This window comes from Mesorhizobium sp. M0244 (assembly GCF_040321795.1).
Classification (GTDB): domain Bacteria; phylum Pseudomonadota; class Alphaproteobacteria; order Rhizobiales; family Rhizobiaceae; genus Mesorhizobium.
Genome location: NZ_JAMYSE010000047.1, coordinates 36,825 through 52,098, shown reverse-complemented (window position 1 = coordinate 52,098; position 15,274 = coordinate 36,825). Strand labels below are relative to the sequence as shown.

The window sequence follows — 15,274 nt, the reverse complement described above, 5'->3', positions numbered from 1 at the left end:
GACAACGCCCCCAGACGCGTCGACGGCATGAACCTGAAAAATGCGCTTGGCCAGATCAAGGCCCACGGTGGTAATCTGCATGGCGGATGGCTCCTTTGCTCGGGTTGCCTGACAGCAAACCCACTGTGGCACTCAGAGGCCGGGAGCGGGAGCCATCCACCTCATCTGCTTTTGAGCAACCGCAGTCAACGTCGTTGCGGCCGACATGAGGCGCGACGCGGCTATTTACCGAGCGAAAGACCAAGGTCGCATTTGGGCCACGGCTTGCCCTTCAACTTCTTCGAAGGAATGGCAGAGAAGGGCCCGTTTCCCTTCGTTTTCAGCGGGTACCAAGCGTTGGATTAGAACGCGCTGACGTAGAGGCCACCATCCACCGGTATGTTCTGCCCGGTCAGATAGCCGGCGTGGACCGAGCACAGGAAGGCGCAGATCTGGCCGAACTCCTCCGGCGTGCCGAGCCGTTTGGCCGGAACGTTGGCTGCGGCCTGCGCCTTGCGGGCGGCGGCGGCAGCCGGATCTTCGACGCTGCCGGCCTCGTGCGGGCCGCGCAGCCGGTCGGTGTCGAGCTTGCCCGGCAGCATGTTGTTGATCGTCACATTGCGGTCGATCACCGTGCGCGCGACGCCGGCAAGGAACGAAGTCAGGCCGGCGCGGGCGCCGGACGACAGATCGAGGCCGGGAATCGGGACGTAGACCGACAGCGAGGTGATATTGACGATGCGGCCGAAGCCGCGCGCCGCCATGCCGTCGATCACGGCCTGAACCAGTTCGACAGGGGTCACCATGTTCTGGGTGACGCCTTCGAGGATCTTTTCACGGTCGAGCGCACGGAAATCGCGAAACGGCGGACCGCCATTGTTGTTGACGAGGATATCTGGATCGGGGCAGGCGGCAAGCAGCGCCTTCTGGACCCCGGGCTTGGATACGTCGCCGACAATCTCGGTCACCTTGACGCCGAATTTCTCGCGCAGTTCAGCGGCGGTTTTGGCCAGCTGATCGGCGTTGCGGCCGTTGACGACCAGATCGCAGCCTGCCTCGGCCAGTGCCATGGCGCAGCCGCGCCCCAGGCCTTTGCTCGAAGCGCAGACTATGGCCTTCTTGCCGCGAATGCCGAGGTCCATGGTGATTTTCTCCTCTGATTGCCGCGGCAACCTACCCGTATGGCTGGACCAATCGCAACCGTCATACGGTTGTTGCATGAATCGGGGCATAGCCTCACGCGAAAGCAACGGTGACAAATGATGTCCGGCGCAGAGCCCCGCACTTTCCGCAGCATGTTCATCTCCGACGTCCATCTCGGATCGAAGGCGGCGAAGGCCGAATTCCTGATCGATTTCCTGCGCCATCACGATGCCGATATCATTTATCTCGTCGGCGACATCGTCGACGGCTGGCGCCTGAGACGAAGCTGGCATTGGCCGCAAAGCCACAACGACGTGATCCAGAAATTGCTGCGCAAGGCGCGCAAGGGCGCCAGCATCACCTACATAGCCGGCAACCATGACGAGTTCGCGCGCCAGTTCCAGGGCGTGCATTTCGGCGGCATCGTCGTCGCCGACCGTGCCATCCACGAGACCGCCGACGGCAAACGCCTTCTTGTCATCCATGGCGACCAGTTCGACACCGTCGTCCACAATGCGCGCTGGCTGGCCTATCTAGGCGACTACGCCTATGACGCGGCGATGCTGGTCAACCGCGTCATCACTCGCCTGCGCCAAGTGCTCGGTCTACCTTACTGGTCGTTCTCGTCCTGGGCCAAGGTCAAGGTCAAGAAGGCGGTGAATTTCATCGGCTCGTTCCAGACCGTGCTGACCGAGGAGGCGCGCCGCTCGCATGTCGACGGCGTGATCTGCGGGCACATCCACCATGCCGCGATCGAAAGCTACGAGGACGTGCAATACATCAACACCGGCGACTGGGTGGAAAGCTGCACGGCGGTGGTCGAGCATTTCGACGGTCAGATGGAGATCCTGCACTGGGCGCATGTCCTGCCTGAAACGCCGGTCGGCGACGAAGTGCTGGTGCCGATCGACATCAAGGGCAGGGCAGTCCAGGCGGCTTGACCAACCCCGGCCTCATCGCGCTTTAATCGGTTAGTCCAACGGTTTCATCGACTTTTTCGCCGTGTTATGCAGCGGCAGGTGTGGTGGGCCGACCCGGCCAAATGCCGTGCCGACGGATCGCCTGTTGATGTCCTCGCTGCCGCCGCTTTCGCCCGAACAGCTCGTCAAGCCACGCCATTTCGAACTGCGCATGAGCTTGATGTTCTTTACGCTTTTTGTGCCGCTCGGAACGCATGTGCCCTATTTCCCGCTGTGGCTGCAGGCGAAGGGGTTCCATGCCGAACAGATAGCCGTGATCCTCGCCGCGCCGATGTTCCTGCGCGTGTTGACGACGCCTTTTCTTACCGCGCTGGCAGACAAAGCGAGGGACCGCGCCAATGTCTATGTCGCGCTGGTCGCCGCATCGCTGATCCTGTCGGCTGGTTACTTCCTGCCGCCGACCTACGCAATGGTACTTGCCGTATCGTTGGCGCTGACGGTCGTCTGGACGCCGCATTCGCCGATTGCCGATTCGCTCGCCCTTTCGGGTGTGCGCCGCTTCGGTTCCAATTACGCAAGCATGCGCAAATGGGGCTCGATCTCTTATCTCTGCGCCAATCTCGCCGGCGGTTTCATCCTGTCGGCGAGCGGTGCCCAGGCCGTCCCGGTGATCATCTTCGCGGCGTTGTGTGCCGCGCTAGCCGCCGGGCTGATTGCGCCGCGCCTCGGCCGCCCGCGCCGCGCCTCGCCACTTTCGGCCGCCGATATCCAGCAATCGGCACCGAAACTCCTCAACCCGTACTTCCTCTATTTTTCGACGGGCGTCGGCGTCATCACCGCCAGCCACGCGTTTCTCTACGGCTTCGTGTCGATCTACTGGAAGTCGATCGGCATCAGTGATTCGGTTGTCGGGTTGCTGTGGGGGTGGGGCGTTGTCGCCGAGATCTGCATGTTCGTCGTCTTCACCCGCGCTTTTGCCTCTTTCTCGGTCGTGTCGATCATGCTGATTGCCGGGATAGGCGCGATCGTGCGCTGGATCGCCTTCCCGCTGATCTGGCCGCTTGGCCTTGGCGTCGGCGGATTTTTCGCAATCCAGACGTTGCACGCGGTTTCGGTGGCACTGGTGCTGATCGGCCTGCAAAAGATGATCGGTGAGACGGTCTCGGAAGAACGCACCGGGGCCGCACAAGGCATCGCCTATTTCTCCAACGGCTTCTTCATGGCCGTGGCGACGCTCATTTCAGGCCCTCTTTATGACCGCTTCGGCGCGAACGGCTTCTTTGCGATGATCCCCATCGCCCTGACGGGCCTGGCGCTGATCGGGCTTGCGGCGCGTTCAACCCCACAGCGCCGGCTCGGGCGGTGACACCAGCGAACCTTGGTAGACGAGACCGGGAACGCGGTCGCGGGCTAGCAACAACGGACCGTCGAGATCGACGAAATCGGCACCCTGCGCTAATAGCACGGCCGGCGCCATCGCCAGCGATGTGCCGACCATGCAGCCGACCATGACGCCAAGACCCAGTTCGCGGGCGCGCTCGCGAAGAACGAGTGCTGCGGTCAGGCCGCCCGATTTATCGAGCTTGATGTTGACGGCGTCGTAGAGGCCGACAAGGGCTTCGAGGTCCTTCGCCTGGTGCACGCTTTCGTCGGCGCAGATCGGCACCGGATGCGCGATGTGGCGAAGAATATCGTCATGTCCCGCCGGCAGCGGCTGTTCGATAAGGGCGATGCCGTGCCCGGCGGCAAAGGCGAGGTTTTCCACGATGTTGCCGTTCGTCCAGCCCTCATTGGCGTCGAGGATGATGCGGCTGTCGGGTGCTGCCTCCGCCACCGCGCGGATGCGGGCGATGTCGTTGTCGCCACCGATCTTGACCTTGAGCAGCGGGCGCTTGGCATTTGCGCGGGCCTGCGCCGCCATCGCCTCCGGCTCGGCGAGCGACAGTGTGTAAGCCGTCTCAAGCGCCCGTAACGGAACGGCGCGTATCATATGCGCCACCGGTGTTCCGCTGATCTTCGCTTCCAGGTCCCAGAGCGCACAGTCAATGGCGTTGCGTGCCGCGCCGGCAGGCATGGCGTCGAGTAGGGCGGTGCGGCTGATGCCGCCCGCGATCTCACCGCGCATCGCCTCGATCGCGTCGCGCACACCCTCCATGATCTCGCCATAGCGTTTGTAGGGAACGCATTCGCCGCGCCCGATATGGCCGCCTTCGCTGATGGTGCAGGAAATCACCTCAGCCTCGGTCTTCGAGCCGCGTGAAATGGTGAAGGTGCCGGCGATGGGAAAGCGCTCGGCCTCGACCGAAATGACACGCGCCATATTTTTCTGCTCCGGCTGTGCAACAAGGAGGATGTCGGCAAATCGACAGGTCGGCCCCGTCAGGCTAAACAGGACGCCATGTTGACCATCCGCAAACGCGAGGCAAGCGGCACTGCCAAGGAGCCCGACCACCAGCCGCGCATCGCGATCGGCGAAGAGGGCGGCGTTCTCGGCTGCGCTTTCTCGGGAAGCTGGACGACACGTACCGTGGCGCTGGTCGACGCCGAGATGCGCAAGATCGAGAAGCGCAGCGGCTTCAAGACGCTGGCGCTCGATCTGTCGCAGATCGAGAAGATGGACACTGCCGGCGCCTGGCTGATCGATCGTCTGGTCAGCAGCTTCGAAAAGAAAGGCGTCGAGATCACGATGCAGGGGCAAAGCGAGATTGCCTCGATCCTGCTCGGCGCCGTCGGCGATGCGGTTCGACGCGAGCCCGAATCCGGTCCGGCAAAGCCGCCCAACTTCATCATTCGCGGGCTCGAGGCGGTTGGCCGGCGCGTCTATGAGATGCGCGACGATTTCCTGGCCGCAATGAACATCCTCGGCGCCACGATACGCGGCTCGCAGATGAAGCTTGGCCGCGGCCATGCCGTCAACATGGCGGCGATCTTCAACCAGATCGATCGCATGGGCGTCGGCGCCATACCCGTGGTGGTGCTGATGTCGGCCATCGTCGGCGCGATCGTCGCCCAGCAAGGCGCCTATCAGCTCAGCTATTTCGGCGCCGATATCTTCGTCGTCGACCTGGTCGGTGTGCTGATCCTGCGCGAACTCGGCGTGCTGATGACGGCGATCATGATCGCCGGCCGTTCGGGCAGCGCGATCACCGCCGAAATCGGCTCAATGAAGATGCGCGAGGAGGTCGATGCGCTGAAGGTCATCGGTCTCAATCCGATCGGTGTGCTGGTGTTCCCGCGGCTGGTCGCGCTGGTCATCGCGCTGCCTTGCCTGACGATCATCGCCAATTTCGCGGCACTTGGCGGCGGCATACTGGCTGCATGGCTCTATTCCGATATTGCACCGGCGGCCTTCATCGACCGGCTGCGCGTCGCCATCGACCTCAGCACCATTTTTGCCGGCCTGATCAAGGCGCCGTTCATGGCCATGATCATCGGCACGATTGCCTCGGTCGAAGGCATGAAGGTTGGCGGCAGCGCCGAATCGCTCGGCCAGCACGTGACCGCCTCAGTGGTGAAGTCGATCTTCGTGGTCATTATCCTCGACGGGCTTTTCGCCATGTTCTATGCAGCAATCGAGTTCTGACATGGCGCTGCCGGGCACAAACTCGACCAAGGTGGCGGAGAAAGCCAAAGAAGACGAGATCGTGCTGTCGGCGCACGACATCACGGTGTCCTTCGCCGATAAGGTCATTCTCGACAAATTGTCGCTCGATATCTGGCGCGGGGAAATTCTCGGCTTCGTCGGCGCTTCCGGTGCCGGCAAGTCCGTCCTCCTGCGTACCATCCTTGGCCTGACGCGCAAGCAATCGGGAACAATCAAACTGTTTGGCGTCGACGTCGAAAAGGCAAGCGAACGGGAGCGCCTTCGCATCGACATGCGGCTTGGCGTGCTGTTCCAGCATGGTGCGCTGTTTTCGGCGCTGACCGTTCTCGAAAACGTCCAGGTGCCGATGCGCGAATATCTCGATTTGCCGAAGAAGCTGATGGACGAATTGGCCATGCTTAAGGTCGAGCTGGTCGGACTGCCGCCGGACGCGGCGCAGAAATTCCCCTCCGAGCTTTCCGGCGGCATGATCAAGCGTGCTGCGCTGGCGCGCGCTCTGGCGCTCGACCCGGACATCGTCTTCCTCGACGAACCGACGTCGGGGCTCGATCCGATCAGCGCCGCGGAGTTCGACGAATTGGTCGTCAAGCTGCGCGATACAATGGATTTGACCGTGTATATGGTCACACACGATCTCGACACGCTGTTTACCGCGTGCGACCGCGTGGCGGTGCTCGGCAACAAGAAAGTGCTGGTCGAGGGCACGATCGACGACATGCTCAGGAGCGAGGAACCCTGGGTAAAATCCTATTTCCGCGGAAAACGCGCCCGGCAACTTGATCTTGCGGCGCGCGCATAGCCATAAGTGAGCAATGGAAACCAGGGCCAACTACGTCATTGTCGGCATTTTCACGCTGGCCGCGATCCTCGCGGCTTTCGCCTTCGTCTATTGGACGGCGGCGATCGGCGACAAGGGTGAGACGACGATACTGCGCGTGCGCATTCCAGGGTCCGCTTCGGGGCTCGGCCGTGGCAGCTTCGTGCTGTTCAACGGCGTCAAGGTCGGCGACGTGCGCCGTGTCTATATCGACGTCGACAATCCGACCGCTGCCATCGCCGACACCGAAATAGACCGGAATACGCCGATCACCAAGTCGACGCAGGCCGATATCGGGCTTGCCGGCCTCACCGGCCAGGCCAACATCGAGCTCAAGGGCGCCGACCCCAAGGAGCCCAAGCTCCTCGACGAGGCGGAAAAGGAAGGCCGTGTCGCCGAGATCGTTGCCAACCCGTCGGCGGTCACCAATCTGCTGCAGACGGCGCAGAACATCTTCACCCGCGCCGACAAGGTCCTTTCGGAGCTCGAAGGCTTCACCAAGGACGTTCGCGGGCCGCTCACGCAGACCGTCAACAATGTCCAGACCTTCTCCGATGCGCTGGCCAGGAATTCGGACGGCGTCGACAAGTTCCTGGCCAGCGTCAGCTCGCTGGCAGACGAATTGAAGGGCGTTTCGGGCAAGCTCGACAGCACCCTGAAGGCGGCGGAAGGGCTACTCAACGCCGTCGACAAGGACCAGATCAAGAGCATCGTCGCCAATGTCGACACTGTCACCACCAACCTCAAGGAAACCAGCAAGCAGTTCGACACGGTCATCAAGAACGTCGACACGGCGGTAGGCTCGATCAACGAGTTCGCCCAGAAGACGCAAGGCACGCTGGCCAAGGTCGACGGCGTTCTCGACGGCATCGATCCGGCTGAGGTTCGCACCGCGCTGGCCAATATCCAGAAGGCCAGCGAAAACGCCAACGAAGCTGCCGCCGACATCGCCAAGGTGACCAACAAGTTCGCCAACCGGGCCGACGACATCGACGAAACCATCAAAGACGCGCACCAGCTCGCAGGACGCCTCAACGATGCCTCGGTGCGAGTCGACGGTATCCTTGCCAAGGTCGACAAACTGCTCGGCTCCGGTCAGGCCGACGGCGTCATGGCCGATGCCAGGGCGACGCTCAAATCGTTCAAGCAGGTCGCCGACACGCTGAATGCCCGCCTCGGTACCATCACCGACAATCTGGCGCGGTTCTCGGGACAGGGGCTGCAAAACGTCGAATCGCTGGTCCAGGACAGCCGTCGTTCGATCAACCGCATCGAAGAGGCCGTGACCGACCTCAGCCGCAATCCACAGCGGATCCTGTCCGGCGGCGAGGGTGAGGTTCGGCAGTTCGACGGCAGGGTGCGCCGTTGACTTTGGCCTGCGCCCACCGCAAGAACATAGCTTGCAGATACGCGTTGTTTCCACGATCCGGGGGGGATCGCGTTTGAAGTCGATCAGTTCAGGCAGCGTCCGATCGAGTGGGTTCAAGGCCGGAGCGGCACTGCTGGCGCTTTCGCTCGCCGGCTGCGCGGCGCTGGGCGGCAAGCCGGCGCCGCTGGATACGTTTGAGCTTTCGGCGCCGTCGCTGGAAGCGCGTGGCCACAGCCGTCGCCAGATCCTCATCGCCCAGCCATCGGCGCTCAAGGCGCTGGACAGCCAAAACATCGTCATCAAGCCATCGCCGCGATCGATCCAGTATCTCAAGGGCGCGCAATGGGCCGACCGGCTGCCGATGATCGTACAGGCGCGGCTGGCAGAGACCTTCCAGCGCTCGGGCAGCTTTACCGGTGTTGGCAAGCCGGGCGAGGGGCTGGCGATCGACTATCAGGTGATCGTCGAAATCCGCTCGTTCGAGGTGCGGGTCGACGGCGGCGAACATGCCGAGATCGAGCTGTTCGTGCGCCTGTTGAACGACCGCAACGGCGAAGTACGGGCGTCGAAGACGTTTAGCGCGACCGCGCCCGTTTCGGGCAGCGGCAACCAGGCCTATGTCGGCGCGCTCGATGCCGCGTTCGGCGATGCGGCCAGGCAAATCGTCAACTGGACGGACACTGTGATCTGAACCGGCCAGACGCCGCCAGGCGCGATCATCCGGGCCGCCGATCTGTTCAGACTCAATCGGCGTAAATGAAAAAGGCGGGAGTTTCCCGCCTTTTTCGTTTGGCCTCTATCGCCCGCTTAGTGCAGGCGGCCGCTGGCGTGGGCCAGCATGGTATAGACCTTGCCGGTATCCGACGTCAGGTAGGTCTGCGCCATGATGTTGTCGCGGTCGTTGCGCGACACGTCCTTGAGCAGCTTTTCGAAATCATCGCAGTAACGGTCGACGGCGGCGCGGAACTCCGCCTCCGACTGATATTTGCGGCGGATCTCGTCGAACGTCTGCTGGCCCTTCAGTGTGTATAGACGCCTCGTGAAGACGTCACGCTCGCCGCGCCGGTAGCGGTTCCACAGCTCGATCGAGGCATCGTGATCGATGGCGCGGGCGATATCGACGGAAAGCGAGTTCAGCGACTCCACGACGTGAAGCGGCGAACGCGGAGCGGGAGCCGGACGCGGCGCTTCGGCAGGCGCTGCCGGCTTGGCGTCGTCTTCGCGCGATGCACCGGTCAGGAGGTCGCGCACCCAGCCGCCCTGCGGCGTGCGGCCGTTTGGTTCGCGCTGGCGCGGCGCTGTGTCTGCAGAACGTTCGAGGTCGAGCGTGCCGCGCAGCGCCGTCTCGCCCGAAGGCGCCTGCGGTGCACGGCGCTGTTCCGGAGCCGGAGCTGGGCGGCGTGGCGGTTCGGCGGCGCGCGCGGCAGGCGCTTGCGGCGCCGGACGGAGGTTGCGCTGCTCCGAACTGTCGGCGCTGCGGCCAGATTTCGCAACGATTTCAGAAAGTTCCTTCAGCGCGTTGATCTGCTCGGAAACGGCACGGCGGATAGCCGTGGTTGATTCCTTTGCCTCTTCCGGCATTTCGATGACGCCTTTCTTGAGCTCGGCGCGGGTGAGGTCGAGCTCGCTCTTGATTGAACCGGCGGTGCGCCGCATCTCCTCGGTCGCATCGGCAAAGCGCTTGGTGGCCGAATCGACCACTTCGGAAATCGCGGTGCGGATCTTGTCGGCGGATTCCAGCGTCTTGCCTTCGGCGTTCTGCAGCGTCTGGCCGACCAGATTCTCGAACGAGCGCATGACCCTTTCGAGATCTTCCGATTTCTTGACAAGGCCGACAGCGAGGTCTTCCAGCGACGATTGCCTTTCGAGCGTGTGCTCGAGGTTGCTCTGGGCCGAGCTCAACAGGTCCGAGGCACTGGACAGCAACCGGCTGTGCTCGTCGAACTTGGTGGCGATAGAGGCAACCTCGCGCAAGGTCGAGGACGACAGCTCGGTGAGCCGCGTCGTATTCGAATCGACCAGGCGCGCCGAGCTGGCGAAGGTCTGCGCGGTCTTTTCCGTGGTCGCCGCGAAGCTTTGTGTGCTGCCGGTCAGGCGTTCGTCGACCTGGCCGAGATTGGTCGCTGCCTGCTCGATCAATTGACCGAGCTGCGAGCTGGAGGTGGTCATGCGGCCGATGAGGTCGGCAACGCTGTCAGCAAGCGTCGAGCGCGCGCCTTCGACGGCCGACAGGGTTTCGGCCGTGCGGCTGGCGAGGGCGTCGACGAGGGCGGCGTTTTGAGTGCGCAGCTTCTCGGTCGCACGTTCGGTGACCTCTTCCATGCTCTTTTGCAGCTCGGAGCCGCCTTGGGCGAAGCGCTCGACCAGAGGTCGTGCCGTCTCGTCCAGGATTTTCGATATTTCGGCCGAACGTGCCGCAAGCATCGTATTGAGCTCGCGAGTATTGGCACCGATGGTCTTTGCGGCGTCATTGGTGCTCTGGCCGATATGCTGGCCGACCGCGGTGAAGGTTTCGGCGATCGTGTTGGCACGCGAGATCAGCTGCGCCTCGGCGTTCGAGACCTGTTCGGTGAGCTTTTGGCCCATTGTCTCGGCGGTGTAGGCGAAGCGGTTCTCGACGCTCACGACCTGCTCCTCGACGCGGGCCGCTGTGGCAGCAGCACTCGATGCCAAGCGTTCGTCGGCGCCGGCAAGCACCTGCTCGATTTCACGGGCATGGACGGCGAGTTCCTGGCCAGTCTGCCTGGCGCGTTCGGCAACCCGCTGCTCGGTGCTGGTGAAGGCGCCGACAATGTTGTCGGCATGTTCGCCGATGGCGGTGCTGCTGTCGGCGATACGGGACACCAGGCGATGATCCGCCTCCTCGAAGATGCGGCCGATCTCGGACGCACGGGCCGAAAGTGCTTCGGAGCCTTCGGCAATGCGCGAGATAAGTTGCTGGTCGGCGGCATCGAAAATGCGGCCGAGATCCGACGCACGTGCCGCGAGAGCTTCGGCGGATTCGCCGATGCGCACACCCAGCCGCTCATCGGCTGTTTCGAAATTGCGCAGGATGTCGCCGGCACGTGCAGCCAGCGACTGGGCCGTTTCGATGGCGCGAGAGACCAGCCTGTGATCCGCCGCGTCGAAGGTACCGGCAATCTCACTTGCTCTGGCTGCCAGCTGATCGGCCGTCTCCTGAGCACGCGCCAGCAAGGTGTTCGACGTGTCGTCGGCGCGGGCAATCAGCGCGCTCGACGTATCCTCGGCGCGTGCGGCGAGGCGGCGATCCGCCTCCTCGAAGGTGCGCGCGATGTCCTCCGCCCTGGCGAGCAGGGCGGTCGAGGTCTGCTCGGCGCGCTCGGCGATCTTGCGGTCGGCATCGCTGAATGCTGCGCCAGCCTGCTCATGCAGCGCGCTGGTGACTTCCATGACCTTCTCGCGCAGCGCTCCGGCGACGAAGACGGCACTTCTTTCGAGCACACTGCGAACGTTGTCGACACCCGTCGACAGCGCCCGCTCCATGGTGCTGGCGCGCTCCTCGATGATGCCTGTCTGCCGGCTGAACGCCTGCTCGATCTTTTCCACGTCGGCAGCAATTGCATCGGAGATGTCGGTGCTCCTGGCGGCGATCTGGTCGATATGGCCGGACAGCGAACGGTCGACATCCTTGCGCGTATCGGCGAGCCTGGAGAGATCGTCCTGCAATGCGCGGGTCAGCATGTCGCGGCCCTCGGTCAGCTTGCCGACATGACCAGCGACGATCTCGTCGACCTCGCTGCGGCTTAATGCAAGCCTCTCCAGGTCGGCTTCCAACGCGCGCCTGAGGATGTCGCGGCCTTCGGCCAGTTTCTCGACCTGGCCGGCAACCAGCCCATCGATGCTCGAGCGGCTTTCGGCCAGCTTGGCGAGATCGTCCTCGAGCGCCTTCGACAGGGTCGAGCGGTCCTGGACGAGCTTCTCGGCGTGGGTTGCGACAAGGCTGTTGACGTTGCCGAGATCGGCTTCCAGCGCACGCGAAAACTGTGCGCGATTGTCGGTCAATAGCTGCGACTGATCGGCGATGGCACCCCTGATCGTGCTGAGATCGGCCTCCAAGGCGCGCCTGAGGATGTCGCGGCCTTCGGCCAGCTTTTCGACCTGGCCGGCAACCAGCCCGTCGATGCTCGAGCGGCTTTCGGCCAGCTTGGCGAGATCGTCTTCCAGCGCGCGCTTGAGGATGTCGCGGCCCTCAGCCAGTTTCTCCACCTGGCCGGCGGCCAGCCCGTCGATGCTCGAGCGGCTTTCGGCCAGCTTGGCCAGATCGTCTTCCAGCGCGCGCTTGAGGATATCGCGGCCCTCAGCCAGCTTGTCCACCTGGCCGGCGACCAGCCCGTCGATGCTCGACCGGCTCTCTGCCAGCCTGGCGAGATCGTCCTCGAGCGCCTTCGACAGGGCCGAACGGTCCTCGGCGAGCTTGTTCATATGATCGGAGACGACGCCCCGCACAGTCTCGAGATCGGTCTCCAGTGCCCGCGACAACTGACCGCGATCCTCCGCCAGCTTTTCGGATTGACTGGCGATGACGCCCTTGACGGTGCTTAGATCGGCTTCCAGCGCGCGCTTGAGGATGTCGCGGCCCTCTGCCAGCTTTTCGACCTGGCCGGAAACCATCACATCGATGCTCGAGCGGCTTTCGGCCAACTTGGCGAGATCGTCTTCGAGCGCCTTCGACAGAGTCGAACGGTCTTCGGCGAGCTTGTTCATGTGATCGGAGACAACGTCCCGCACGGCCTGCAGGTCGCCCTCCAGTGCCCGGGACAACTGGCCACGGTCTTCTGCCAGCTTTTCGGATTGGCTGGCGATGACGCCCTTGATCGCGTTCAGGTCCGATTCCAGCGCGCGCTTGAGAATGTCGCGGCCTTCGGCCAGCTTCTCGACCTGGCCGGCAACCAGCCCGTCGATGCTCGACCGGCTCTCTGCCAGCTTGGCAAGATCGTCTTCAAGTGTCTTCGAAAGCAGGCTGCGATCATCGGCGAGCCTGCCCGAATGATGGGCGATCAGACCTCTGATGTCGGACAGGTCGTTCTCGAGCGACTGGGAAAGCCCGCTGCGGTCTTGCGCCAATTTCGCGGAGTGGGTCTCGATGAGGCTATTAATGCCGGCGATGTCGGCTTCCAGCGCACTGGCGAGTATGGCGCGACCCTCGCCGATCTTTTCGACCTGACCGGCGACAAGGCCGTCGATGCTGGCGCGACTGTCTGCCAGCTTGCCGAGGTCGGCCTCGAGCGCGCGCGAAAGAATGCTGCGGCCTTCGGCGAGCTTGCCGACGTGTCCGGCAACCATTTCATCAATTATCGTGCGGGCTTGCACGAGTTTTCCAGAGTCTTCGTTCAATGCCTGGGCAAGCCTGTTGCGGCCCTCTTCAAGCCTTTCTAGATGGCTGCCCAGCGAAGCGTCGATCGCCGCGCGCGATTCGTTGACCTTGCGCAGATCCTCTTCAAGAGCGCGCGAGATCTGGCCGCGGCCTTCGGCAAGCTTCTGCACCTGGTTGGTCACCGCTGCGTCGATTTCGGCGCGGCCCTCGGCGAACTTCGCCAGATCGGCCTGCATTGCCGCCGCCATCCGGTCGCGGCTTTCGGAAAGCTTGCGGCTGTGGTTTTCGACGGCTTCCTCGATGCCGGCGCGAGCATCGGCAAGCCGCTGGATGTCCGTATCGAAGGAACGCGATACGACATGGCGCGCCGCTTCCATGCGCCCGGCGAAATCGCCGGCGCGGGCTTCAAGCATGGTCGAGGTCGACGAAACGATGTCGGCCATGTCGGCGCCGATCTGGGTCTTGCCCTGATCGATCATCGCCGACAGCGTCTCCTTGCTTTCCTGGAAGGTGTGGGCGATTTCGCGCGCGCGCTCGACCAGCGTCTCGTTGATCTGGCGTGCGCGAGCCTCCAGCGCGGCGTTGAGCTTCTGCGTACCGGTGTCGAGCGCCTCGGCGCGGGTCTGGAACTCGCTGATCAGCGTCTGGCCACGTTCGGCAAGCGTCCGCTCGATGCCGTTGAGGCTGGCTTCGAATTCGGAATTGAGTGTGCGGGCGGCACCGCCGAGCAGCGACACCATGCCGGTCGTGCGGTCGTCGAGCAGGTCGATCAGCGACCGCGTCAGGCCATCGGTGGTGTCCGTCAGCTTGGCGATGCGGGTGTCGAGCAGGCTGGCAAAGGCCTCGCCCGACGTCGACAGCCGGTCGGTGATCGATTCCAGCCGGCCTTCCACCGAATCGAAGATCGACATCGAGCTTCCGTTGATCCTGTCGATCAGCGTGTCGCCGGATTCGTTGATCGTCATCGACAGCTTGGTCGAGGCGTTGAGAATGCTGTCGCGAATGATATCGCTGGCGGCGTTGATCTCGTCCTTCAGCGTCTCGTGGGCGCCGGTGATCGAGGCGCGCACGCGCTCGGCATGGGTGACGACCGCTTCGCGCTCGCTGCCCAGCCCGTCGACAAGCGAGCGGATGCGGGACTCGTTCTCCGAATAGGAGCGCTCGATCTGGTTCACCTCGCTGTGAACCAGCGTTTCGAGTTCGACTGCACGCGCAAGCGTGCGTTCGATGCCTTCGCCCATGGCCGCCACCTCGCGGCGAACCGCTTGGCCGATCATCATGACGCGGTCCTGGGCAAGATTTTCCGGCTCGGCCAGACGGAAGGCCACCTCGGTCATCGACTGCGCGGCAAGGCGCATCTCCTGAGCGCGGCGAATCATCACTGCGAATGCCCAGAACAGGATGACGGGCACGATTGCCGCGACCGCCAGGCCGATCAGCTCAGGACGGGCGAAAAACTGATCGACGGTGCGGATGTTCCAGATGCCAGGTCCGAACAACAGGTTCGCGAGCCCACCGGCGCCGGCGATCCAGGCCAGCGAAACAAAAGCCACGACCCAATAGATCGTGTTCGAGGCGCGCAGATTGAGGGTGTGCAGAAGCGTCTTATAGTCTTTTTGGCGATCGTCATTGGCCGGCGAGAAAGCGGCCGGCTGCGAGCCATTGCGCGTCGCAACGGGGCGCAACTCAGCCGGCTTGGCTTTTGGCGCGGGATTTGCGTTCTGGCTTTGATTGGCGGCAGGTGCCGCGTTCTGGCTCTGGTCGGGGGCAGGCGCCTCGTTCTGGCTGCGACCTTCGCGCGCCAGTTCGTCGGCGGCTTGCGATATCTGCGCTTCCAGATCTTCCATGGATGCCGCGATGTCGAAGTCGCCGCCGGCATCGCCGCTCAGATCGATATCAAGTGCCTTTTCGAGTTCCCTGGCTACGTCGCTGTCGAGCGTTCTCGTCGTCGTTGGTTTCTTCGCCATGCCTTCGCTACCCTGTACAAGCTGCCGCGGGACTTATGTTCTGCTTATTGATTCTGCCTAGCGTGTCCCGCGCAGGAGGCTGAAAATGGACCTGTCGTATCGTAATGACACAGCGGGGTAAAGAAAACATGCATTCCGCC

10 protein-coding genes are annotated in these 15,274 nt (G+C 63.3%); 7 read left to right on the top strand and 3 right to left on the bottom strand.

The window, feature by feature from the left end; genetic code table 11:
* Window positions 1-345, top strand: a 345-nt coding sequence (locus NKJ08_RS24140; protein WP_352783644.1) for a hypothetical protein, incomplete at its 5' end; no start/stop codon positions are given.
* On the opposite strand, the gene NKJ08_RS24135 is transcribed toward NKJ08_RS24140, so the two are convergent.
* Window positions 342-1,121 carry an SDR family oxidoreductase gene (locus tag NKJ08_RS24135; protein WP_352523416.1) on the bottom strand — a complete coding sequence of 260 codons (780 nt, stop codon included), beginning with the start codon at window positions 1,119-1,121 and terminating at the stop codon, window positions 342-344. The two genes, NKJ08_RS24140 and NKJ08_RS24135, sit on opposite strands and share 4 nt — an antisense overlap.
* A gap of 120 nt (window positions 1,122-1,241) precedes the next feature.
* Between NKJ08_RS24135 and NKJ08_RS24130 the strand changes: the two genes are divergently transcribed.
* Entirely contained in the window at window positions 1,242-2,063 is an 822-nt protein-coding gene (locus tag NKJ08_RS24130; RefSeq protein ID WP_352523842.1) for a UDP-2,3-diacylglucosamine diphosphatase, read from the top strand.
* A gap of 127 nt (window positions 2,064-2,190) precedes the next feature.
* A complete protein-coding gene (locus NKJ08_RS24125) occupies window positions 2,191-3,408 on the top strand; it encodes an MFS transporter (RefSeq protein WP_352523418.1) in 1,218 nt (405 codons plus the stop codon).
* Here the strand turns inward: NKJ08_RS24125 and dgcA are convergent.
* Complete coding sequence (dgcA, locus tag NKJ08_RS24120) at window positions 3,379-4,362, bottom strand: N-acetyl-D-Glu racemase DgcA (RefSeq protein ID WP_352523420.1); 984 nt, start codon at window positions 4,360-4,362, stop codon at window positions 3,379-3,381. The two genes, NKJ08_RS24125 and dgcA, sit on opposite strands and share 30 nt — an antisense overlap.
* Window positions 4,363-4,440: 78 nt before the next feature.
* Between dgcA and NKJ08_RS24115 the strand changes: the two genes are divergently transcribed.
* The 4 genes from NKJ08_RS24115 (at window position 4,441) to NKJ08_RS24100 (ending at window position 8,523) form a co-directional block, all read left to right on the top strand.
* Entirely contained in the window at window positions 4,441-5,625 is a 1,185-nt protein-coding gene (locus tag NKJ08_RS24115; RefSeq protein ID WP_352523421.1) for an ABC transporter permease, read from the top strand.
* A 1-nt stretch (window position 5,626) separates the two neighbouring features.
* A complete protein-coding gene (locus NKJ08_RS24110; protein ID WP_352523423.1) occupies window positions 5,627-6,445 on the top strand; it encodes an ABC transporter ATP-binding protein in 819 nt (272 codons plus the stop codon).
* Window positions 6,446-6,458: 13 nt separating this feature from the next.
* Entirely contained in the window at window positions 6,459-7,832 is a 1,374-nt protein-coding gene (locus tag NKJ08_RS24105; protein WP_352523425.1) for an MlaD family protein, read from the top strand.
* 82 nt (window positions 7,833-7,914) lie between these two features.
* A complete protein-coding gene (locus NKJ08_RS24100) occupies window positions 7,915-8,523 on the top strand; it encodes an ABC-type transport auxiliary lipoprotein family protein (protein WP_502906350.1) in 609 nt (202 codons plus the stop codon).
* 116 nt (window positions 8,524-8,639) lie between these two features.
* Here the strand turns inward: NKJ08_RS24100 and NKJ08_RS24095 are convergent, their stop codons facing one another.
* A complete protein-coding gene (locus tag NKJ08_RS24095; protein WP_352783635.1) occupies window positions 8,640-15,134 on the bottom strand; it encodes an apolipoprotein A-IV repeat region-like domain-containing protein in 6,495 nt (2,164 codons plus the stop codon).
* Between the last annotated feature and the right edge of the window lie 140 nt (window positions 15,135-15,274).